The sequence below is a fragment of the Streptomyces sp. NBC_00690 genome, assembly GCF_036226685.1.
Lineage (GTDB): Bacteria > Actinomycetota > Actinomycetes > Streptomycetales > Streptomycetaceae > Streptomyces.
Window position 1 is genome coordinate 5,870,356 of the sequence record NZ_CP109009.1, and the last position, 19,702, is coordinate 5,890,057.

Genomic DNA, 19,702 nt, shown 5'->3' on the forward strand with positions numbered 1-19,702 from the left:
AATCGCGCAAACGATCCGTACGTCCAGGTCAGGGGGTGTTCACCGGTCCTGAACGGTCAAGGGGCGAAGCTGCGGGCGCGCATCCTGTCAAAGCCCGGCCGGAAGATCCAGTCAGTGTCCATTCCTGACGCCCGGTCGCAACCGAGAGGAGTTGTTCGCCAACTCCCTGGTGTTGTTCACTCGTTCAGGTGGCGGAGCGGCCGATGTGCACCTCCCTCCCAAAAGCACTGGAATGGTCTTAAGTCATACCAGGGGTGGGATCAGGTGGATGACCGGTCGTCACCTCTGCTTCACGGTTCAAAGGGCGGACGAGTCAAGCAGGATTGCGAGCACCGGTGCAGAAGAAGCGGCCTCAGGCCCCCCTGGTTCCTGAGACGTTCCAGGCACAGCCCGTCCCGCCGGCCCCCGCCGCGTACGGCCGGGTCAAGCGCGTGCGCAGCAGGCTGGTCGCGGGCGTGGCGGTGGTCAGCCTCGTCGTCGTCGGCGCGGGACTGCCCGGAATCTTCGCGATCTCGGCGGAACTGACCGAGTCCCAGCGGCTGGTCACCCTCGCCGAGTTGAACCGACAGGCCGTCACCCTCGCCCACTCGCTCGCCGATGAGCGCGATGAGGTCACCGCGTACATCGCCGCGGGCCGCGAGGAGCAGGAGGCCGATGCCGGGGACAAGGACCGGCGTGAGGTCACCGCCAACCGCAGTGCCCGGGTGGACCGTCAGATAGACGAGATCACGGCGGCCATCTCCGACGAGCGCGCCGGACTCCGTCGGGAACTGGCCGCGGTGCCGTCCGTGCGCCGTGACGCGATGACCGGCAAGGGCACGGCGATGGAGGCCCACCGCGCCTACACCACCGTCATCACCGGATTGCACGCCCTCGCCGTCGAACTCGCCGACGAGACACCCTCCCGCGCTCCGGGCGCCACGGCGGCCACCCGCGCACCCGCCGCCCTCGGCCTCGCCGCCGAACAGGCGTCCGCCACCCGGGGGCTGCTGTTGGCCGCCCTCTCGGTGCCCGCGGGAGAGGTCGAGCAGGGGTTCGACGAGATCACCGGACTCCCCGTCGAGAGGGAGACCGAGGAGTCGAAGGCCGCCGCCGAGGTCCGCAACGCGCTGAGCGCCGGTGCCCAGCAGTCCCGGGTACGCGAACTCGCGGCGCTCGCCGACTTCGACCAGGCCGCGGGCAAAGACGCCCGTGAGTCGCTGGCCGCCACGGTCACCGGCGCCGAGGTGAAGACCGCAGAGAACTACCTCACCAAACTCACCGACCAGCCCCAACTGTCCGAAGGCGATCGCAAGTCCAATCGCGAGAAGTTGGAGTCCTCCCTCACCGCTCGCATCGAGTTGATGCGCGGCATCGAATCGTCCCTCGCGTCCGACCGGATCATCGGCTTCGAGCAGCTTCGTGACGACGATGTCACCGCCCTGGAGATCCGTATCGCGCTCCTCGGCGGCACCTTGTTGCTGACCATCGGCGCCCTGGCCGCCATCGCCCGCACCCTGACCCGGCCCCTCGCCGTGCTGCGCATCGGTGCGGCCCGTCTCGCGGCGTCCCCGGAGCTGGAGGAGCCGGTCCGCTTCACCGGCCGCAACGATGAGTTCGCCCAGGTCGTGCGCTCCCTCAACGCCCTGCACGGCAAGGTCGTCGAGCTCGGCGCCCGCGCCGAGCAGTTGGAGGACGAGCGGGGCGAGCTCGCCGGTTCACGGGACCTGGCGGCTGCCCAGCTCGCCGCCGCCCGTGCCGAGATGCGCCACAACACCGCCGAGCTCACGGCCGAGCTCGAACGGCTGCGGCACACCGTCGACCACACCTTTGTCAATCTCTCCCTGCGCACCCTCGGGCTCGTGGAACGCCAGTTGGGGGTGATCGAGAAGCTGGAGGAGCGTGAGCAGGACCCCGAGCGGCTCGCCACCCTCTTCAAGCTCGACCACATGGCCACGGTCATGCGCCGCCACAGCGAGAACCTCCTCGTCCTCGCGGGCGCCGAGCACGGCCACACCCACTCCGGCCCGGTGCCCCTCGTCGATGTGCTGCGCGCCGCCGTCAGCGAGATCGAGCGGTACGAGCGGGTGGTCATCCAGTCCCTGCCGCCGCACGCCCAGGTTGCGGGATTCGCCGCGGACGACCTCAGCCACCTGGTGGCCGAGCTGCTGGAGAACGCCACCTCGTTCTCGCCCCCGGACGCCCAGGTCGAGCTCTCCGGCTGGCTGTTGGAGAGCGGCGAGATCATGCTCTCGGTGCAGGACAGCGGCATCGGGATGACCGCGGGACGGCTCGCGGAGCTCAACGCCCGGCTGGCGGACCCCGAGTCGTACGAGGCGGCCCCGCCGGCAGCCTCCGGCCGGGACGCCGAGGGCCTCGGGCTGCGGGTCGCGGCGCTGTTGGCCACCCGGCACGGCGTGCGTGTTCAACTGCGCGAGCAGGCACAGGGCGGGGTCACCGCTGTGGTGGTCCTCCCGCAGGGCCTGCTGCCCAGGGAGACGCACGCCGAGCACCGCCCCGGCTCCGACACCACAGCGGTGCACCTGCCCGGGTCGGTCGCCGAGGCCAACTCCAACGCTCTGCCGAGCACTCCGCGTCAGCCGCTGCCCGGACCGGTCCCCGGTCCGTTCGTCGACCCCCTGGTCGAAGCGGCCGAAGCGGCTGTGCGTGCTGCCGAGCCCGAGGTGCACGAGAGGGCCGCGGACAGCGCACCGGAGACCCAGGCGCCCGATGAACCCACCTTCGAGATGCGGCTCCCGGAGCCGGAGCAGTATCCGGTCATGCCCGGCCAGGCGGCGCCCGTCCGGCCGGTCGAGCCGGTAGCGTCAGACCCCGCGCCGGCCGGGGACCCCACGCCGGCCGAGGCGCCCGGGCCGCTGGCCGGTCCCGCGCCCGTCTGGGACAAGGTCACCGACAAGGGCCTGCCCAAGCGCACACCCAAGGTCGTCAAGCCCGCCGCCGCACCGGGCGAGCGGACCGGCAGCGTTGACGCCGAGGCCCTGCGACGCAGGCTCGGCGGATTCCAGCGCGCTGCCGACGAGGGTCGTCGCGAAGCCGAAGCGGAGTTGGCCCAGGGCGCACGCACGGCGACAGAAGAAGCGGGGGACACAGTCGAGGAGGCACGCAGTTGACTGCGACCAGCACGTTCGGCCTGAGTAGTGAGGCCCGCAATCTGCACTGGTTGCTGAGCAATCTGGTGGAGGAGGTGCCAGGTCTACGCTCGGTGGCCGTCGTATCGTCCGACGGGCTCTTGTTGCTCTCGTCCGACCCGGCCCAGAACGCCGTTCCCCTCGGGTCGGTCCACCAGGAGGGTCCCAAGGGCTCCAGCGCCGACCTCGCCACCATCGTCTCCGGGATCGGCAGCCTGACCATCGGCGCCGCCCGGTTGATGGAGGGCGGCGGGGTCAAACAGACGATGGTCGCGATGGAGGGCGCCTGCGTGTTCATCATGTCGATCAGCGACGGTTCGCTCCTCGGCGTCAGCGCCGACGCCGACTGCGACATGTCCGTCGTCGCCTACCACATGGGTCTCTTCGTGGGCCGCGCCGGCCATGTGCTCACCCCCGAACTCCGCAGTGAACTGCGCCAGTCCCTGGAGGGGGCTCGATGACCGCCAACGGGTCGCACGCCATCGGTCCCTCGGGGCTGCCGGTCCGCGGTGAGAACCGCCGCCCCGCCCGGGTACGGCCCTACTCGCTGACCGGTGGCCGTACGCGATTCGGCCATGTGTTGCTCGTGGAGACCTTCGTGGCGGCCATCGAGGCCCCACCGGAGCGCCCCGAGCTCCTCCAGGGCAACCCCAGGGTCATGCCCGAACTCCAGGCGATCGTCGAGCTGTGCCGCCGGATGCGTACCGTCGCGGAGATCTCGGCGCTCCTCAAGATGCCGCTCGGGGTCGTCAGGGTGCTGTTGAGCGACCTGGCGGACCAGGGAAAGATTCGTGTATATGGCACCGGACAAGGTTCGGGACGCCCGGAACGCGCACTGCTGGAAAGGGTGCTGAGTGGACTCCGCCGCCTCTGAGACTCTGCCTGTCCACAATCCCCCCGAGCAGCCGCAGCACGGTCCCCCGAGCGCCCGCACGGCCGCCGACGAGGGTCTGCGGGACTGGCAACTGGACCATGCCCGCGCGCCCACCGCCGCCAAGATCGTGGTGGCGGGCGGTTTCGGCGTCGGCAAGACCACTTTCGTGGGTTCGGTCTCCGAGATCACCCCGCTCCAGACCGAAGCGCTGATGACGCAGGCGAGCGAGGAGACAGACGACCTCACGGCGACGCCGGAGAAGCTCACCACCACGGTCGCCATGGACTTCGGCCGGATCACGCTTGACGAGGACCTGGTCCTCTATGTCTTCGGGACCCCGGGACAGCAGCGGTTCTGGTTTATGTGGGACGACCTGGCGCGAGGCGCGGTCGGCGCGGTGGTGCTGGCTGACACCCGTCGGCTGTCGGACTGTTTCCCGGCCCTGGACTACTTCGAAAGCAGCGGACTGCCCTACGTCGTTGCCGTGAACCACTTTGACGGCTCGGAAATGTTTGAAGTTGAGGACGTGCGGGATGCCTTGACCATACCGGTACATGTACCGATTGTGATCATGGACGCGCGCAGGCGAACCACGGTGATCGAGGCACTCCTCGCCCTGGTGGCTCACGCGCTCGCAGCCACTCCTGAATAGTCCTTAGCTCGCTCTGCCCAGACGAAAGAGATCCCCCGGATGCGGAAGATACTCATAGTCGGAGCCGGTCAGTCCGGTCTCCAGCTCGCCCTCGGCCTCCAGTCGAAGGGTTACGAGGTCACCCTGATGTCCAACCGCACGGCCGACGAGATCCGCTCCGGCCGGGTCATGTCGACGCAGTGCATGTTCCACACCGCCCTCCAGCACGAGCGGGACCTGGGGATCAACTTCTGGGAGACCCAGGCCCCGAAGATCGAGGGCCTCGGAGTCTCCGTCGCAGGGCCCGAGTCCCAGCGGCTGATCGACTGGGTCGGCAAGCTCGACGGCTACGCCCAATCCGTCGACCAGCGCGTGAAGATGGCCGGTTGGATGGAGACCTTCGCCCAGCGTGGCGGACAACTCGTCATCCACGGTGCCGCCGTGGGCGACCTGGACTACTTCTCCCGCACCTACGACCTGGTCATGGTCTCCGCGGGCAAGGGTGAACTGGTCTCCATGTTCGGCCGGGACGCCTCCCGTTCCCCTTACGACGCCCCGCAGCGCGCCCTCGCGGTCGCCTATGTGCACGGCCTCGGCCCCCGCCCGGAGCACCCCGAGTTCGACGCGGTCCGCTGCAATCTGGTGCCCGGTGTGGGCGAGCTCTTCATCATGCCGACCTACACCGTCTCCGGCCGGGCCGACATCCTGTTCTGGGAGGGCGTACCCGGCGGTCCGCTCGATGTCTTCCAGACGATCAAGGACCCCTCCGAGCACCTCGCGCTCACCCTGGAACTGCTGGAGCGCTTCCTTCCGTGGGAGTACGCCCGTGCCACCAAGGTCGAGCTGACCGACGCGGGCGGCACTCTGGCCGGACGGTACGCGCCGACCGTGCGCAAGCCCATCGGAGAGTTGCCAGGAGGCGGCCTGGTCCTCGGAGTGGCCGATGTCGTCGTCGCCAACGACCCGATCACCGGCCAGGGCTCGAACTCGGCGTCCAAGTGCGCCACCGCATATCTCGACTCCATCGTCGAGCACGGTGACAAGCCGTTCGACGGGGACTGGATGCAAGCCACCTTCGACCGCTACTGGGAGACCGCCCAGCACGTCACCAAGTGGACGAACGCCATGCTCGCGCCCCCGCCGGAGCACATCCTGAACCTGATCGGCGCAGCCGGTCAGCTCCAGCCGATCGCCGACCGGTTCGCCAACGGCTTCAACGACCCCGCGGACTTCGAAAACTTCTTCTACGACCCTGCCCGCACCGAGGCGTACGTGGCCGAGGTCGGGGCGGCAGTCGCCCCGTAGGGCAACTGTCAGTCGGCGTCGCGGTCCGTCGTGGTCTCCTCGGGAGGCTGCGACGGACCCGCGGTGCGAGGTGCCGTGAGCCCACCGTCCTCCAGGGCCGTCAGGGCGGCCAACTGCTCGGGCGAGAGCGAGGCCAGCACCTCCTCGACCGCGGCCAACCGGTCGGCCGCCGTCCGCCGCGCCTTCTGCTGGCGCGCTGCCAGCTCCAGTTCACGGTCGTACGCCCGACGGGAAGCCGTCGCCAGCTTTGAGGCTCGTCGGGTGTCGGCCCGCAGCCGGTCCAGGGTCGCCAGTCGATCGGCGGCGACGCGCTCCCATAGATGGCGCTCGTCGAGGGCGCGCTCGGGCTCACGGGCGAGGAAGATCTGTAGGTAGCGCGACAACTCGCCCAACTCGGACCGCCCCTGGTACTGCTCACGGGCGATGCGGCCCACTTCGTCGCGGCTGTCCGCCAGAGCCTTGCGCGCGGCCCTGAGCCCCCGGGTCAACCCGATCGTCCGGGTCCGCTGGGCGACCAGCTGTCGCTTCACGGTGCGGTACTCGGCTTCGGCCGTCCCCGCCTGGTGGTAGAGCGTCTGGAGCTGGGTCAGGGCGGTGGCCACGGTCAGCGGCGCGGCCCCGGGTTTCTCGTCGGTGCCCGTGCCCGCGACTGCCCCTGGGGCGGGCTCCGGTGCGCTGGTGTCGGGGTCGGGGTCGGGGTCGGTGTTCGCGTGGGTGTCCGGGTCGGTGGCGGCGGGCCGGGTGAGCGCCGAAGCGGTGCCCCGGAGCGGACCGGGCGCCTCAGCCGACCCCACCACCGGGGCGGCTCCCACCACGATCGCCATGCACACCGCGCCCAACAACCTCGCTGACACCTCATCACCTCCGGCTGGGGCGGCCCGTCCACCCGGACCCGAGGCTGCGCCCCACGGGCTCCCCCCGCCTCCCGGATGACCGGATCGGCCCAACGAGGTCACTCCTGACGGCAGGCTCCCGCGCTCTACGGCGTGTCGGCTGGACCCTGCGGCTTCGACCAGGGCCACCGCAGCTGACGCCGCTCCTTGCCCTCGGGGGCGTACTCGTACGCCCAGCCCCGCTGGAGCCCCAACCGCTTGGTGTAGCCGCGCGGGACCCGACGGTAGGCGTACACGGTCACCGTGGAGCCGTCGTCGCCGGGGACGGGGATCTCGTACCACTTGGGCGGATGCCCGGTGTGCCCCACGAGCACGGGCAGCACCTGCCCATCGAGGGGGCCACCGACAAAGGGGGTGCTTTCGCTTCTCACCTGCACAGTCTCGCTCAACGGCGGGTGCGGTACGCCACCGGCCGCGCAAGCGCAGGGCGACCGGCGGGGTGGCTGTCGGGTGCGCGGAAGGCCGGGGCGCCTACTGCTCGGGTGTGGGGGAGGCGCCCGCCAGGAGGGGGAGCACCCGGACGGCGAGCCGGTACACCGGGCCTTCGGGTCGTTCCTGGGCGATGAGCGACCCCACCGCGGCTGCCGTCTCCCCGTCCGTGGCCGCCGACGCCGTGAGCAGCGCGATCAAGTGGTCCACCAGCCAGTCGCGCAACTCGGCCGGCGCCGGCTGCTTCCCCTCGTCCAGCCAGATCAACGAGGCCGCCTCCACCGCGGCGATCCAGGTGCGCACCAGCATCCGCAGCCGGGGGCCGGGTTCCTCGGCGCCGAGGTGCAGCAGGATCTGCTCGGCGGCTGCCCTGCGGACGCCGTCCACGATCGTGTTCGTCCGTGAGGTCTCCACCACGCTGCCGCCCCGCAGGAGGGCGCTGAAGCCGGCGTCGTGCTCATCGACGAAGGCGAGATAGCGGTCCAGGACCCGGGAGAGCCGTTCGGTGGGAGGCCCCGACCGGGGCTCGTCGAAGCACCGCTCCAGCACCTCGGCCGACGAACGCAGGGCGCTCTCGTACAACTGTGGCTTCCCACCGGGGAAGTAGCGGTAGACGAGCGGGCGTGAGACACCGGCGGCCTCGGCTACGTCGTCGAGGGACACATCGTCCGGGGCCCGGTGGGCGAACAGGCGCAGCGAGGCCGACAGCAACTGGCTGCGGCGCTCCTCGACGCTCAGCCGCCGGTAGGCGCGGGGCGCCGGGACGGGAGTGGTCATGCTCCGCAGCGTAACCGGACGGCCGGGCCGGTGGGCGATGACGGAGGAAGCTCTCATGCGAGCAGGCCGGAGCGCTGCCAGAGCTTGCGGCCGGGCCCGCGCAGCACCCCGATGTCATCGAGGAAGTCGGTCAGGCGCCTGGCCCCCGACTGCATCACCTCGCGGCGGTGGCCGCTGGCCCTCGCCTGGGCGACGGCCTCGCGACGATCGAGTCCGACGTTCGTGTACACCTGCGGGTTGACGAAGCAGACGGAGAACACCTGGGCCGCGTGCCCACAGCTGATGCGCGTGAGTTCCTGCTCCCAGCGGGGCGCGGTCACCATCTGGCGGCGCAGTTCCTCCCGTGCGTACCGCACATGGCGTGCTTCCTCCACCACATGGATGCGGGTGACACCGCGCACGAGGGTCTGGACCCGCTCGTCGGGGAAGGTGAGCCGCTGCATCCAGTCGAGGATCTCCTCGCCGAGCAGGGTGGCCGCGAACGATCCCGGGGTGGTGGAGACGGTCTTCAGGGCCCGTGCCAGATTGTGGTAGAGCCGGGGGACGGGGTACGCGGGGGCGTCGCCCTTTTGGATCATCCGCGCGAACATCATGGAGTGCCGGCACTCGTCCGCGATCTCCGTGAGGGCGTACCGCACGTGATTGCTGGTCACCGACTTGTCGTAGATGTGGCGCACCAGCAGCTGCATCAGGATGATCTCGAACCAGATGCCGAGTGAGGCCAGTGAAGCGGCTTCGTGGCGGGCGAGCTCCATCCGCTGTTCCTCGGACATCCGGCGCCACAGCGGGGTGTCGTAGAGCGAGACCAACTCCGGTGGCCAAAACCACTTCCCCTCCTCGATGGGGGAGTCCCAGTCGAGCTCGCGGTCCGGGTCGAACGAGTGCTTGGCGGAGGCTTCCAGCAGTCGGGCGGCGACCTGTTCCCGGTCGCGGAGGGGGCCGAGTGCGTCGTGGAGCGTCCGCAGTTCGGCTTCGGACACGGTCGTCATGGCGGAGAACACCTCGCGAGCGTCAAGGGTGGACCTGGCGGCTTGCCCCGGGTGCGGAGGCGATCCGCAGTACGGGTCGACTCCGAGGGCCACTCCTTATGAGACTCTCCGTCAGCAAGCCCGTCAATCCCCTGACGGCAACTTGCTGACCGACTGTCCAATAGGCGTTCCGGGGCGGGTTCCATGGGCACCACGGCCGATGAAGGGGCGTGCCGTACGGTCCTCCCGGCCGCGCTGCGGACCGGCTCGGCCGATCCGGTGGAGGAAGTCGTCGATCGACTCCGCCAGCTGCGCGGCGATATGGGATGCGGGCCGCTCGCCCGTTCCGGGACCATGGCGCCATGTCCGTTCAACAGATCCAGGTCAGCCCGGAAGCCGCCCGCCGCAGTCTGGAGGGGCTCGCCCTCGGGGACGCGTTCGGGGAGCGCTGGTTCCCCCTCTTCCGCGAGCATGCGCAGGCATTCGCCGACGTCCGCGAGCGCCGCACCCCCGATGAACCCCTCTGGCGCTGGACCGACGACACGGCCCTGGCCCTCGCGATCCACCATGTCCTCGTCCGGTTCGGCACGATCGACCAGGACCGTCTCGCCGCCCGGTTCGCGCTCGCCTTCGACGCCGACCCGGGCCGCGGCTACGGCAGGGGCATGCATGAACTCCTGCCCCTGCTGCTGGAGACACCCGAGCAGTGGCGTACGCAAGCGCAGTTGCTCTTCGACGGTGGCAGCCTCGGCAACGGCGCGGCGATGCGGGTGGCGCCGTTGGGGGCCTGGTTCGCGGCCGACCTGGTCGAGGTCGCCCGACAGGCCGAGTTGTCGGCGAGGGTGACTCACGCCCATCCGGAGGGGGTTGCGGGAGCGGTGGCGGTGGCGATCGCGGCGGCCCTCTCGGTCCGCGGTGAACTCACCGTCCAAGCGGTCGCCGACCGCACCCCCGAGAGCGCCGTACGCGCCGGACTGCTGCGGGCCGTGCGGCTCTCCTTCGAGACCGAGCCCTGGAAGGCGGCGGACGTCCTGGGCAACGGCAGCCGGATCAGGGCCGATGACACCGTGCCCTTCGCGGTGTGGACGGCCGCCCGGCACCCGGATGATCTGGAGGCGGCCCTGTGGAGCACGGCCGAGGGCTTCGGCGATGTGGACACGACCTGTGCGATCACGGGCGGGATCGTTGCCGCGCGCACGGGGGTCGACGCGGTGCCCGCCGTGTGGCTGGAGCGACGGGAGGCGTTGCCCGTGCCGGACGAGGGGTGACCGCCGAGCGGTGGCCCGGGTGACGGTCAGTCGGTCGGGTCCACCTCCGGCGGCGGGAACGACGTCCGCAGGGTGAACGCCTGCGGGGTCGGCCCCTCGGTGCGGAGCAGCACCAGACGCTCCTGTGCCTCCTTGACCGTCGGCCGGTGCCCCGCGGGCACCCACCACATCGTCGTCATGTGCTCCTGTACCCGCTCGAACCAGTCGAAGCGGCGGGCCAGCGCCTCCCGGTGCTGGCCCTGGTACATGTAGGCGGTCAGGGCATTGGGGTCGCGCCAGACCGAGAGGTTCACCAGCAGCCATGGATCGTCGAACGGTCGGATCGCCGTCGCGTTCCCGTCGCCGTCGTCGGCCAACCTCCAGACGAAGCCGTCCGCGGCGTCCGCCTCCGCGTTCACCGGGTCGAGCCAGTCGACGAAGTCCTTCAACTCCACGGAGTCAAGGGGGAACTTGAGCCGCGCCATGTTCACCTGCGCGAGTTGCTGGGAAGCCATGGCCGCACCTTAACCAGCTGCTCAGGCCGGCCGGGAGGGCGGGGAGGCGTAGACCCGGTCCAGGCGTCACTTCCGCAGTGCCGCCTCCATCACCGCGCGGGCGATGGGAGCGGCACTGCCGCCACCGCTGATGTGCCCGCGCACCGCCTCCGCGTCCTCCACCACCACGGCCACCGCCACCGCCGGTTGAAAGGCGTCCTCCCGCTGGGCCCAGGAGATGAACCAGGCGTACGGAGTCCCTGAGTTGTCCAAGCCGTGCTGGGCCGTGCCCGTCTTGCCGCCGACCAGTGCCCCCGGGATCGCGGCGTTCGCGCCGGTGCCGTCCTCCACGACCCGCACCATCAGCTCCTGGAGCCGGCGCGCGGTGGTGGGCTTCATCGCCCGTTGGTAGGGCATCGGATGGGTACGGGAGATCGCGCGGGTGCCACGGGCCACCACCCGGTCCACCAGATGGGGGCGCATCACCTCACCGCCGTGGGCGACCGCCGCCGCCACCATCGCCATCTGGAGCGGAGTGGCGGTCGTGTTGAACTGCCCGATCGAGGACAGGGCGAGTTGGTCCGGGCTCATCCGGGTGTCGAAGTTCGACGGGGTGACCGCGGACGGGATGTGCAGATCGCGGTCGTTGAAGCCGAAGGCGCGCACCGTGGCCAGTATTCCGGTCAACCCCACCCGGGCTCCGACGTCCGCCATGACGGTGTTGCACGACCACTGGAGGGCGTGGGCGAGCGAGGTGTCACCGCAGCCGCGCACCGCGTTCGGCAACCGGGTCCTGGTGCCCGGCAGCAGAAAGGGATCGGGTGTTCCCAGGGGGGCGTCCACATCGGTGACGACCCCCGCGTCCAGCGCCGCGGCAGCCGTGACGATCTTGAACGCGCTGCCCGGTGGATAGGTCTGGCGAATGGCCCGGTTCACCAGGGGGCGGGTCGCCGCGGACTGGAGGCGGTCCCAAGCCGCGGTGACGGCTGTGCCCGTCCCGGAGAGCACCCCGGGGTCGTAGGAGGGACTGCTCACCAGTGCCAGGATCCTTCCGGTGGACGGCTCAAGGGCGGCGACCGCGCCGCGCTTGCCGCCGAGGCCGGCGAACGCGGCCCGCTGCATGGACGGTTCGATCGTGGTGATGACGTCCCCGCCCGGAGGCCGGCCGCGGCTGATGTCGTGCCACAGCGGAATCGCGCGGAGCAGCGGGTCGGTGCCCGCCAGGGCGCGGTCCTGGGCGTTCTCGATGAGCGTGGTGCCGTACGTCTGCGAGGAGAACCCGGTCACGGGCGCGTACAAGGGGCCTTCCGGGTAGGTGCGTTCGAACCGCAGTTGCTGGCCGGTGTCCTTGGAGCCCGTGACGGAACGTCCGCCGACGATGATGTTCCCGCGCGGTTCGGCGTAGCGGGCGATGTCGCTCCTGCGGTTGGCGGGGCTCTTGCCCAGCGCGTCGGACTGGACGACCTGGAGCCGGGCCGCATTGACGAGCAGGGCGACGAGCAGCGCACAGCACAGCCAGGCCGCGCGTCGGATGTAGCGGATCACCGCGCCTCCGGAGGGTCGATGGGGGTGCGGGCCGAGTGGCTGACCTTGATCAGGAGGGCCACGATCAGCCAGTTGGCGACGACGGACGAGCCGCCCTGGGCGAGGAAGGGCATCGCCATCCCGGTGAGCGGGATCAACCCCGTGACGCCACCGGTGATCACGAAGACCTGGAGGGCGACGATGGAGGCGAGACCGATGGCGAGCAGTCGGCCGAAGGGGTCGCGCAGATGGAGCCCGGCGTCGAAGCCGCGCGCCACGAGCAGCCCGTACAGCAGGAGGATGCCGGTGAGGCCGACCAGCCCCAACTCTTCGCCGGCGGTGGCGAGGATGAAGTCGGACTTCACGGCGAAGCCGATCAGGGTGGAGTGCCCGAGGCCGAGGCCGGTGCCGAGGACCCCGCCGGCGCCGAAGGCGAACAGCGACTGTGCCACCTGGCCGGCGCCCCGGCCCGCTTCGATGGTGGCGAAGGGGTCGAGCCAGTCCTCCACCCGGCTGTGCACATGGGGTTCGAACACGCCGACGGCGAACGCCCCGGCGGCGGCGAGGGTCAGTCCCACCGCGATCCAGCCGGTTCGGCCCGTCGCCACGTAGAGCATGATCACGAAGAGGCCGAAGAAGAGGAGCGAGGTGCCGAGGTCCCGTTCCAGGATCAGCACCGCGACGCTGGTGAGCCAGATCGTCACGATCGGGCCGAGCACCCGCCCGGTCGGCAGTTGGAGCCGCCAGATCCGGCGTCCCGTGACCGCGAGCGCATGGTGGTTGGCCGCGAGGTAGGCGGCGAAGAACACGGCGAGGAGGATCTTGGCGAACTCGCCGGGCTGGAAGGAGAGTCCGCCGATCCGGATCCAGATCCGGGCGCCGTTCACCGCGGGGAACAGGATCGGGGCGATCATCAGGGCGAGCGCCGTGGCCACCGACACATAGGCGTACCGCTGGAGGGTCCGATGGTCGCGCAGGACCAGCACGGTCGCGGTGAACAGGGCCACGCCGAGTGCCGACCAGAGGAGTTGGGCGGGTGCGGCGGGGTGGTTCGGGGTCTCCAGGTCGAGACGGTGGATCAGGACGAGTCCGAGGCCGTTGAGGAGCACGGCGATCGGGAGGAGGAGGGGGTCGGCATAGGGGGCGCGCAGCCGTACGGCGAGGTGGGCGAGGAGGGCGACGAGCCCCAGACCGCCGCCGTAGCGCAGTGCGTCCTCGGGTACGGCGTGGTTCCGGGCGAGCCCGACCGCGGCGTACCCGTAGACGCAGATGAGAACGGCGCAGACCAGGAGGGAGAATTCGACGCCCCGACGCCGTGCCGGGTGGGGGGCGAGGGGAGGGGGGTGTGCCGGCGCCTTGGTGGTGGCGGTCATGGCAGGCAACTTAGCAAGCGGTAAGTCTTATGTCCTTTATGTCACGCATGCACGGTCCGGTCGGCGGGCGGCGTGCCGCGCCTCCTCAGAGCAGCGGTCCCCGCGGCCTGGGAACCGGACGGTGCGGAAGGACCAGACGGGCCAGCGCCCCGCCGTCGGGCGCCTGCGCGAACCGCAACCGCGCCCCGATCACCGCAGCCTGACCCACCGCGATGGTCAACCCCAGACCGTGCCCCTTGCTCCCGCCTTCCGTACGGAACCGGGCCGGGCCGTGCTCCAGCAGGTACGCCGGGTAGCCGGGCCCCCGGTCGGTGACCGTCACCGTCAGCCCGTCCACGGTCAGGACGACTGGCGCCCTGCCGTGCCGGTGCGCATTGGCGATCAGATTGCCGAGCACCCGCTCCAACCGACGCCGATCGGTCTCCACCGTCACGTCCCGCACCAGACGCACCTCGGTCTCGGTGCCCGATGCCCGCACCACCCGTTCGGCCAACCGCCCCAACTCATGGACGTCCAGATCCACCGTCTCGCTGCCCGCGTCGAGCCGGGAGATCTCCAGCAGGTCCTCCGTCAGGGAACGCATCGCCCGCACCCGGTCCCGCACCAGCTCGGCCGGCCGGCCCTCGGGCAGCAGTTCGGCAGCTGCCGTCAGGCCCGTCAGCGGGGTCCGCAGTTCATGCGCCACATCCGCCGTGAACCGCTGCTCGCTCAGCAGCTTCCCCTGGAGCGAGGACGCCATGGAGTCCAGGGCGACCGAGACCGTGGCGACCTCGTCCTGTGGGCGGGACGGGTTGCGCGTGCGCGGATCGTTGACCCGCGCATCGAGGTCGCCCGCGCTGATCCGCCGAGCCACCTGCGCCGTCAGATGCAGCCGGCGCGTCACCCGGGTCACCGCGAACGCACCCACCAGCAGCGTCGCCCCGATCGCCAACACCGACGAACCGACGATCGCCCGGTCGAGGCCCGTGATGGTCCGCGCGCTGAGCGTGTAGTCGAGGCGCACGAACAGCGCCCGACCGTCCGCAGGGCCGGCCGCCCACATCGTGGGGCGGCCGTCGTAGCTGCTCACCATGGTGCCGCGCTCGCCCTTGACCGCGAGAGCCCGCAGGGAGCCCGGTAGGGCCGCGTGGTCCACTCCGGCGTACGGCGGCAGCGGCTCACCGGCCCGATAGGCGTCGGTGACCTCCTCCAGCTTGTCCAGGGCCTTCTCCCTGGACTGCTCGACGGTCTGACTGGTGACGGCGGCATGGACCAGCGTCCCGAGCAGGGTCGCCAGCACACAGCACATGACCACGATGAAGACGGCGGCCTTCCAGGTGAGGCTGACGGCCCAGCGCGGCAGCTCCCGCCAAGGGCGCCGAGGCTTGGGGCCGGAGTGCGTCTCGCCTGCGACCGCGTGCCGGTCGCGCCCGCCCCGGCGTCCGGGCAGCAGACGCCCGGCCTTCACCGTGGCTCCGCAGCGGAGCCGGTGGCGCCGGGTGCCGGTTCGTCTCCGGTCGCCTCGACCCGCACGATCTCGTCGCGCGTCGGCAGCATCGCGCCGTTCCGCGCGTCCCAGGACCAGGCCGTGCGGTACTCGTACCCCGGGATGCCCGCCGACACCGAACGCAGCACGATGTCCCGGCCCGCCAACTGCACACGGACCAACTGGTCAGCCGTCGACATGATCCGCGTCAGGTCGTCGGAGCGCGCCTGGGGGCGATAGACCCGAACCGCCGTCAACTGCTCGGGCAACTTGATCCCCACGATCAGCTCTTCCAGCCCGTCGCCGGTCAGATCGCGGTAGTACGGCGACAGCACCGGACAGACTTCCGGCTTCTTGTCGCACTGCTTGAGCTGGGCGAGCGTGCTCCGGAACACCCCGTCGGGGCCGGTGTACAACTCCGGGTGCGCCCTTGACTCGGCCCTGATCACCGCCACCGGATCCAGATCGCGCACCCCGGACGGCGGTACGTCGATCCCCGGGATCGGAGCGGTGTTCGTCTCGCCGTAGTCGTACGGGGGAGAGGTGACGGGTGCCAGCCCCGGCCACAGCTGCACCGGGCCGGTCGCGGTCGCCGTGGGTCCCGAACTGCGCAGCTCACCGGCTCCGCCGCATCCCGCGAGCAGTACGGCGACGACCGCTGTCAGCGCGGCGGCGAACAGCGGCAGACGGAGCGGGCGCGAAGGCACGGTCCTCCGGGGTGGCTGGGAATGACGGGCCCGACCACTTTATGCGCAGCGGCCCGTGCCCCCGATGGTGGGACCGAGCGAGACCGGTCCGGTGCCGGCGGTCACGGAGAGGTCCCCGTGACCGCCCTGCTCAGCGCTGGTAGGGGTTCTGGCCCTGCTGGCCTTGCTGTCCCTGCTGGAGCCCCCCGTACGACGGGCCTCCCTGACCGCCCTGCTGCCAGCCGTCGCCCTGCGCCAACAACCGGTCGGCCTGCTCCTTGACGAGCTTCTGCTCGGCCCCGCAGAACGTGCACTGCGTGGAGTACTTCGTCGAGACCGGGAACAGCGGCACGAAGAACAGCGTGAACTTGGTGACCCGCTTGCGCAGTGCGTGCGCGGCCGGATTGCCACAGGACCCGCAGACGAGGGTCAACATCGCCAGCTGGTGGAGGTATCCCTTGGTACCGAAAATGATCATGTCGTCGGTCTCTCCCTGGTCAGCGCCCGCCGGCACAGGGCCAGCAGCTTCTCATCCCTCACGATGTCATGGCTGCCGTACCCGCCGTCGATGGCGTTGTGACGTCGGACCCGGCCCAGCTCCGCCCGCAACATCTCCACGGCCCCGTGTGCCCCGTGCGCCACCGCAGTACCACTGTCGGCCGTCGTCTCTGCCAACCGCTCGGCGATCGGAACGCGTGTGAACGGCAGCGCATCCCAGGCGCCCGCCAAGACCGGCCACGCCCGATCGGGCTCGCCCGTGATCCGCCACAGGGCGAGCGCGGCATCCACCCGCGTCCAGGGGTCCGGCGCCCGCAGCAGCGCACTGAGCTCGGGCGCCGTCTCCCGGGCAGCCCCGCCCATGGCACCGAGTACCGAGGCCGCCGAACGTCGAGCCCCCGAGTCCGTTGATGACAGCGCGGTGCGCAGGGCGGGCAGTATCACCGTCGGATCGCCCTCCACCGACCACAGCGCACCCGCCGTCTTCGCCCCGAACGCACCCGACAGCGCCTGCGAGCCCCCCGCCCGCACCAACAGCGCACGCAGGTCCGGTATCGAGGCACGGGCCGCCGGGCCGAAGGCCGTCAGCGCCCGCAGCACCAACTCGATCACCCACTCCCTGCGGTACTCCGGCGCACCCCTGAGCACCCTGAGCACCTCCGGGAGCGCCTCCACGGCCCGCAGCGCCGTCAGCCCGGACAGCACAGGCCCCGCCAGGTCATAGAGCCGGTGATCCAGTGCCATGTCGGCCAGCCGCCCGCGCAGCGCCGGTACGAGCGCGATCGCCGCACCGCCGAGCGGGTCCAGCACCTGCCCCAGGTCCTGAGGGGTCTCGGGCAGCTCCAGCAGACGCGCCAGCACCGGCACCGCCCGAGGGTCGCCCGTGCGTGCCAGAGCGGTCAGCGCACTGCCCAGCATCCGCGGGCCCGTGGCCCACTCCTGGACCCAGCGACCGGGGTCGGCCACCACGAACTCCGCCAGCGCATCAGCCGCCGGCGCCGCGAGTGAGAACAGCTCGCCCAAGGTCACCGCGGCGGCATCGGCCAGCCTGGGCTCCCGTCTCGCCAGCTGGGTGCCGATGAGACCCACCAGCTCGGCGTACTCCCCGCGCCAGGTGCGCAGCAGGGCACAGCTCATCCGTACCGCGTCCAACCGCTGCCCGCCGTCGGGGCTGCGCAGCTGGTCGGCCAGGAGCGCCGTGCGGTCGGTGACCCGGTCGCCCAGTCCGGAGTGGAGCGTACGCAGCAGATCGCCGGTCCAGGGGGTGGGGCGGCCGGTGACGAAGTGGCCCTGCTCCGGTCGCGATCCGCCCGAGGCGGACGGCATCACTCCGGGGGCCGCGGGAGCGCTGGGCTCGTCCCGCAGCTCGCGCAGGAGTCCCGTCACTCCGGTGACCACGTCCGGGGGCAGGGCGAGGGGCGCACAGCGGGCGAGTTGCGCGAGTGCGGAGAGCCGCAGGCCAGCGTCGTAGGTGCGGGACGGGCCCACGGGGTCGGCAGCGGTCGGGAGCGGAGAACCGTCCGGGCCCGGCGGTAAGGGGCCCGCGACCCCTTCGGGCAGTCCGGCCAGTTCCACCAGCCACTCCACGACCTCGGACGCCAGCCAGCCGTGTCGTAGCGCCACCCGGCCCGCCGCCTCCACACAGGCGAAGCGCACCTCCGGATCCTGCTCGATCTTCAGACGCTCCCTCAGCAGCCCCAGCACCAGTTCGGGTTCGCCGTGCAGCGTGGCGAGGGCGAGCGGGGCGGTCAGCCGTACGCCGCGGTCGTCGGAGTCGACGAGGGCGAGGAATACATCGGCGCTCGCGGTCACCGCCGATGCGGCCATGGCGTAGTTCGCCGCGTACTCGAACTCGGCGTCGTCCGGGTCGAGCTCGTCGTCGCCGTCGAGATCGATGCCGCCGATGCTGGTCAACAACTCCACGATGCCGCCGCGGTCCTGGACGGACGGGTCGCTGACGAGCTCCAGCAGGAACGGTATGCAGGCCAGCGTCGAGTCATAGACATCGCCCTGGTGGTGCACCGCCCCGTACATCCCGTCGAGTGCCGCCTCGCGCTCCTGTGGGTCCTGCGACGTCAACCCATGGAGCAATTCGGGCACATCGTCCGCCGGACCGTAGGCATGTTCCAGTGCGGCCCAGTCGACCTCGTCGATACCCCCGAACACGCCTGCCCCCTCCCACGAGCCGAGCGCCACAACTCCGCGGCAGAACTATGCGCCGGAACCCCGCGCTTGGGGAGAGTCTGCACCACACCCATGGCCCCAAGGGGTTATTGCCCCAAAGGCCCCGGGGCTGTTCCCATGGATCCCACGAGCGGTTTCCGGTCGCGGGGGTTGGAGCGGTGCCATGGCGTTGTTACGGGTCACACCAGCACTCTGGGAGGGCCGCACCCGGCTCTACGTCAGCTTGGCGAACGGCCGGCACGTCGCCTGGTACGACAGCGGGGGCGATGGGGGTGACGAAGCCCGGCCTCCCCACCCTGCCCGGTCCGGCCACCCTGCCCGGTCCGGCCACCCTGAACCCAACCACCCCGACCCTGCCGACCCTTACGATCCGCCCGATGTCCGTGAGGCCCGTGATGCCCGTGAGGTCGGCGATCCCCGTGGTGCCGAGCCCGTCGACACCCGGGAGGGCGGTCGGCCCCTGGCTCTGGACGCCCCCGGGGGCTGCGCCGGGCATATCAGTCTGGTCTTCGAGCGGTACCGCCAAGCCGTGCTGACCGTGCTCGCGCCCCATCTCACCGGTGCCTGGACCATCGGCCCGCCCCCGGTGCCGACCTCCGCTGACCTGGTCAGGCTCGCCCTCCACCCCGATGACGACCTGGCGCCCAACCGGCCGGGGGAGACGATCCACGCCGAACTGGACCTGCCGACCGGAACGGCCCGGCGCTGGGGGCGCGATCCCCGCCGTCCCGCGCGGGCCCGACTCCGCGCCCATCAGGTGCTCGGCGCGGAACTGGAGCGACTCGACGCCGCGGGCTGGCGGGTCCTGCACGCCGTCCCCCTGCCGGGCGCCGACCGCATCGACCATCTGCTGATCGGCCCCGGTGGTGTGTTCGCGGTGCACACCGTGCCCGCCCACCGGCTGCGGCTGCGGATCGCGGACCCCGAGATCCAGGCCGGTCGGCGCGCGCCGGTGCCCTTGCTGCGGCTCACCCGCGGTCGCGCCGAACGCGCCTGCTCGGCCCTGGCGACCGCGGTGCGCCCGGTTCTCGCCGTGGTGGGCGCGGCGCGACTGGAAGTGCTGGGGGCGCCGGGGGACGTACGGGTGCTCCGGGAGCGCGATGTGGCGTCGTTCGCCGACCTCGGGGCGGTGCACAAGCCCGCCGACATCGCGGCGCTCCACGCACTGGCACGCGATCGCCGCACCTGGCTGCGCAGCTGATCCGGACGGGGCTCGCCGGTCCGGC

General features: G+C 71.1%; 18 protein-coding genes. 7 read left to right on the forward strand and 11 right to left on the reverse strand.

All coding sequences use genetic code 11. The annotated features are described in order from the left end of the window. Positions 1-335 precede the first annotated feature (335 nt). The 5 genes from OID54_RS25880 to OID54_RS25900 are packed head-to-tail and all read left to right on the forward strand — an operon-like array spanning position 336 to position 5,938. On the forward strand, positions 336-3,110 hold the full coding sequence (locus OID54_RS25880) for a sensor histidine kinase (RefSeq protein ID WP_329023244.1): 2,775 nt from the start codon (positions 336-338) through the stop codon (positions 3,108-3,110). Next, the gene (locus OID54_RS25885; protein WP_329023246.1) at positions 3,107-3,589 is read left to right on the forward strand and encodes a roadblock/LC7 domain-containing protein; all 483 of its coding nucleotides are present in this window, start codon (positions 3,107-3,109) and stop codon (positions 3,587-3,589) included. The genes OID54_RS25880 and OID54_RS25885 overlap by 4 nt, the downstream gene beginning before the upstream one ends. Beyond that, positions 3,586-4,002, forward strand: a complete 417-nt coding sequence (locus tag OID54_RS25890) for a DUF742 domain-containing protein (protein WP_329023248.1) — start codon at positions 3,586-3,588, stop codon at positions 4,000-4,002. Before OID54_RS25885 ends, OID54_RS25890 begins: the two co-directional genes overlap by 4 nt. After that, complete coding sequence (locus OID54_RS25895) at positions 3,983-4,654, forward strand: GTP-binding protein (RefSeq protein WP_443055679.1); 672 nt, start codon at positions 3,983-3,985, stop codon at positions 4,652-4,654. Before OID54_RS25890 ends, OID54_RS25895 begins: the two co-directional genes overlap by 20 nt. A gap of 39 nt (positions 4,655-4,693) precedes the next feature. Beyond that, a complete protein-coding gene (locus OID54_RS25900; RefSeq protein WP_329023250.1) occupies positions 4,694-5,938 on the forward strand; it encodes a styrene monooxygenase/indole monooxygenase family protein in 1,245 nt (414 codons plus the stop codon). Positions 5,939-5,946: 8 nt separating this feature from the next. On the opposite strand, the gene OID54_RS25905 is transcribed toward OID54_RS25900, so the two are convergent. The 4 genes from OID54_RS25905 to OID54_RS25920 form a co-directional block, all read right to left on the reverse strand. Continuing rightward, positions 5,947-6,792 carry a hypothetical protein gene (locus OID54_RS25905; RefSeq protein WP_329023252.1) on the reverse strand — a complete coding sequence of 282 codons (846 nt, stop codon included), beginning with the start codon at positions 6,790-6,792 and terminating at the stop codon, positions 5,947-5,949. Between the two features lie 125 nt (positions 6,793-6,917). Continuing rightward, entirely contained in the window at positions 6,918-7,202 is a 285-nt protein-coding gene (locus OID54_RS25910) for a hypothetical protein (RefSeq protein ID WP_329023254.1), read from the reverse strand. A 100-nt stretch (positions 7,203-7,302) separates the two neighbouring features. After that, a complete protein-coding gene (locus OID54_RS25915; RefSeq protein WP_329023256.1) occupies positions 7,303-8,037 on the reverse strand; it encodes a TetR/AcrR family transcriptional regulator in 735 nt (244 codons plus the stop codon). Between the two features lie 53 nt (positions 8,038-8,090). Continuing rightward, positions 8,091-9,026 carry an AurF N-oxygenase family protein gene (locus tag OID54_RS25920; RefSeq protein ID WP_329023258.1) on the reverse strand — a complete coding sequence of 312 codons (936 nt, stop codon included), beginning with the start codon at positions 9,024-9,026 and terminating at the stop codon, positions 8,091-8,093. Positions 9,027-9,367: 341 nt separating this feature from the next. Here OID54_RS25920 and OID54_RS25925 point away from each other — a divergent pair, with 341 nt between their 5' ends. Further along, entirely contained in the window at positions 9,368-10,273 is a 906-nt protein-coding gene (locus OID54_RS25925) for an ADP-ribosylglycohydrolase family protein (protein WP_329023260.1), read from the forward strand. Between the two features lie 26 nt (positions 10,274-10,299). Here OID54_RS25925 and OID54_RS25930 read toward each other — a convergent pair whose 3' ends face one another. The 7 genes from OID54_RS25930 to OID54_RS25960 form a co-directional block, all read right to left on the reverse strand. Beyond that, on the reverse strand, positions 10,300-10,767 hold the full coding sequence (locus OID54_RS25930) for a DUF3291 domain-containing protein (protein WP_329023262.1): 468 nt from the start codon (positions 10,765-10,767) through the stop codon (positions 10,300-10,302). A 66-nt stretch (positions 10,768-10,833) separates the two neighbouring features. Continuing rightward, positions 10,834-12,291: a penicillin-binding transpeptidase domain-containing protein gene (locus OID54_RS25935; RefSeq protein WP_329023264.1), complete on the reverse strand. Its 1,458-nt coding sequence runs from the start codon at positions 12,289-12,291 to the stop codon at positions 10,834-10,836. Beyond that, positions 12,288-13,643 carry an FtsW/RodA/SpoVE family cell cycle protein gene (locus OID54_RS25940; RefSeq protein WP_329023267.1) on the reverse strand — a complete coding sequence of 452 codons (1,356 nt, stop codon included), beginning with the start codon at positions 13,641-13,643 and terminating at the stop codon, positions 12,288-12,290. The genes OID54_RS25935 and OID54_RS25940 overlap by 4 nt, the downstream gene beginning before the upstream one ends. 85 nt (positions 13,644-13,728) lie before the next feature. Next, positions 13,729-14,931: a HAMP domain-containing sensor histidine kinase gene (locus tag OID54_RS25945; protein WP_329027794.1), complete on the reverse strand. Its 1,203-nt coding sequence runs from the start codon at positions 14,929-14,931 to the stop codon at positions 13,729-13,731. A gap of 155 nt (positions 14,932-15,086) precedes the next feature. Then, positions 15,087-15,815 (reverse strand): hypothetical protein, encoded by a 729-nt coding sequence (locus OID54_RS25950; RefSeq protein WP_329023269.1) that lies wholly within the window; start codon positions 15,813-15,815, stop codon positions 15,087-15,089. Between the two features lie 130 nt (positions 15,816-15,945). Further along, positions 15,946-16,272: a zinc-ribbon domain-containing protein gene (locus tag OID54_RS25955; protein ID WP_329023271.1), complete on the reverse strand. Its 327-nt coding sequence runs from the start codon at positions 16,270-16,272 to the stop codon at positions 15,946-15,948. Further along, positions 16,269-18,458: a PBS lyase gene (locus OID54_RS25960; protein WP_329023273.1), complete on the reverse strand. Its 2,190-nt coding sequence runs from the start codon at positions 18,456-18,458 to the stop codon at positions 16,269-16,271. Before OID54_RS25960 ends, OID54_RS25955 begins: the two co-directional genes overlap by 4 nt. A gap of 181 nt (positions 18,459-18,639) precedes the next feature. Between OID54_RS25960 and OID54_RS25965 the strand changes: the two genes are divergently transcribed. After that, the gene (locus OID54_RS25965; RefSeq protein ID WP_329023275.1) at positions 18,640-19,677 is read left to right on the forward strand and encodes a nuclease-related domain-containing protein; all 1,038 of its coding nucleotides are present in this window, start codon (positions 18,640-18,642) and stop codon (positions 19,675-19,677) included. Positions 19,678-19,702 lie beyond the last annotated feature (25 nt).

Bases quoted from the DNA above. Each gene is read 5' to 3' on its own strand.
- OID54_RS25890 (WP_329023248.1), top strand. From the start codon at position 3,586: ATGACCGCCAACGGGTCGCACGCCATCGGTCCCTCGGGGCTGCCGGTC.
- OID54_RS25900 (WP_329023250.1), top strand. From the start codon at position 4,694: ATGCGGAAGATACTCATAGTCGGAGCCGGTCAGTCCGGTCTCCAGCTC.
- OID54_RS25915 (WP_329023256.1), bottom strand. From the start codon at position 8,037: ATGACCACTCCCGTCCCGGCGCCCCGCGCCTACCGGCGGCTGAGCGTC.
- OID54_RS25920 (WP_329023258.1), bottom strand. From the start codon at position 9,026: ATGACGACCGTGTCCGAAGCCGAACTGCGGACGCTCCACGACGCACTC.
- OID54_RS25925 (WP_329023260.1), top strand. From the start codon at position 9,368: ATGTCCGTTCAACAGATCCAGGTCAGCCCGGAAGCCGCCCGCCGCAGT.
- OID54_RS25930 (WP_329023262.1), bottom strand. From the start codon at position 10,767: ATGGCTTCCCAGCAACTCGCGCAGGTGAACATGGCGCGGCTCAAGTTC.
- OID54_RS25940 (WP_329023267.1), bottom strand. From the start codon at position 13,643: ATGACCGCCACCACCAAGGCGCCGGCACACCCCCCTCCCCTCGCCCCC.
- OID54_RS25945 (WP_329027794.1), bottom strand. From the start codon at position 14,931: ATGTGCTGTGTGCTGGCGACCCTGCTCGGGACGCTGGTCCATGCCGCC.
- OID54_RS25955 (WP_329023271.1), bottom strand. From the start codon at position 16,272: ATGATCATTTTCGGTACCAAGGGATACCTCCACCAGCTGGCGATGTTG.
- OID54_RS25965 (WP_329023275.1), top strand. From the start codon at position 18,640: ATGGCGTTGTTACGGGTCACACCAGCACTCTGGGAGGGCCGCACCCGG.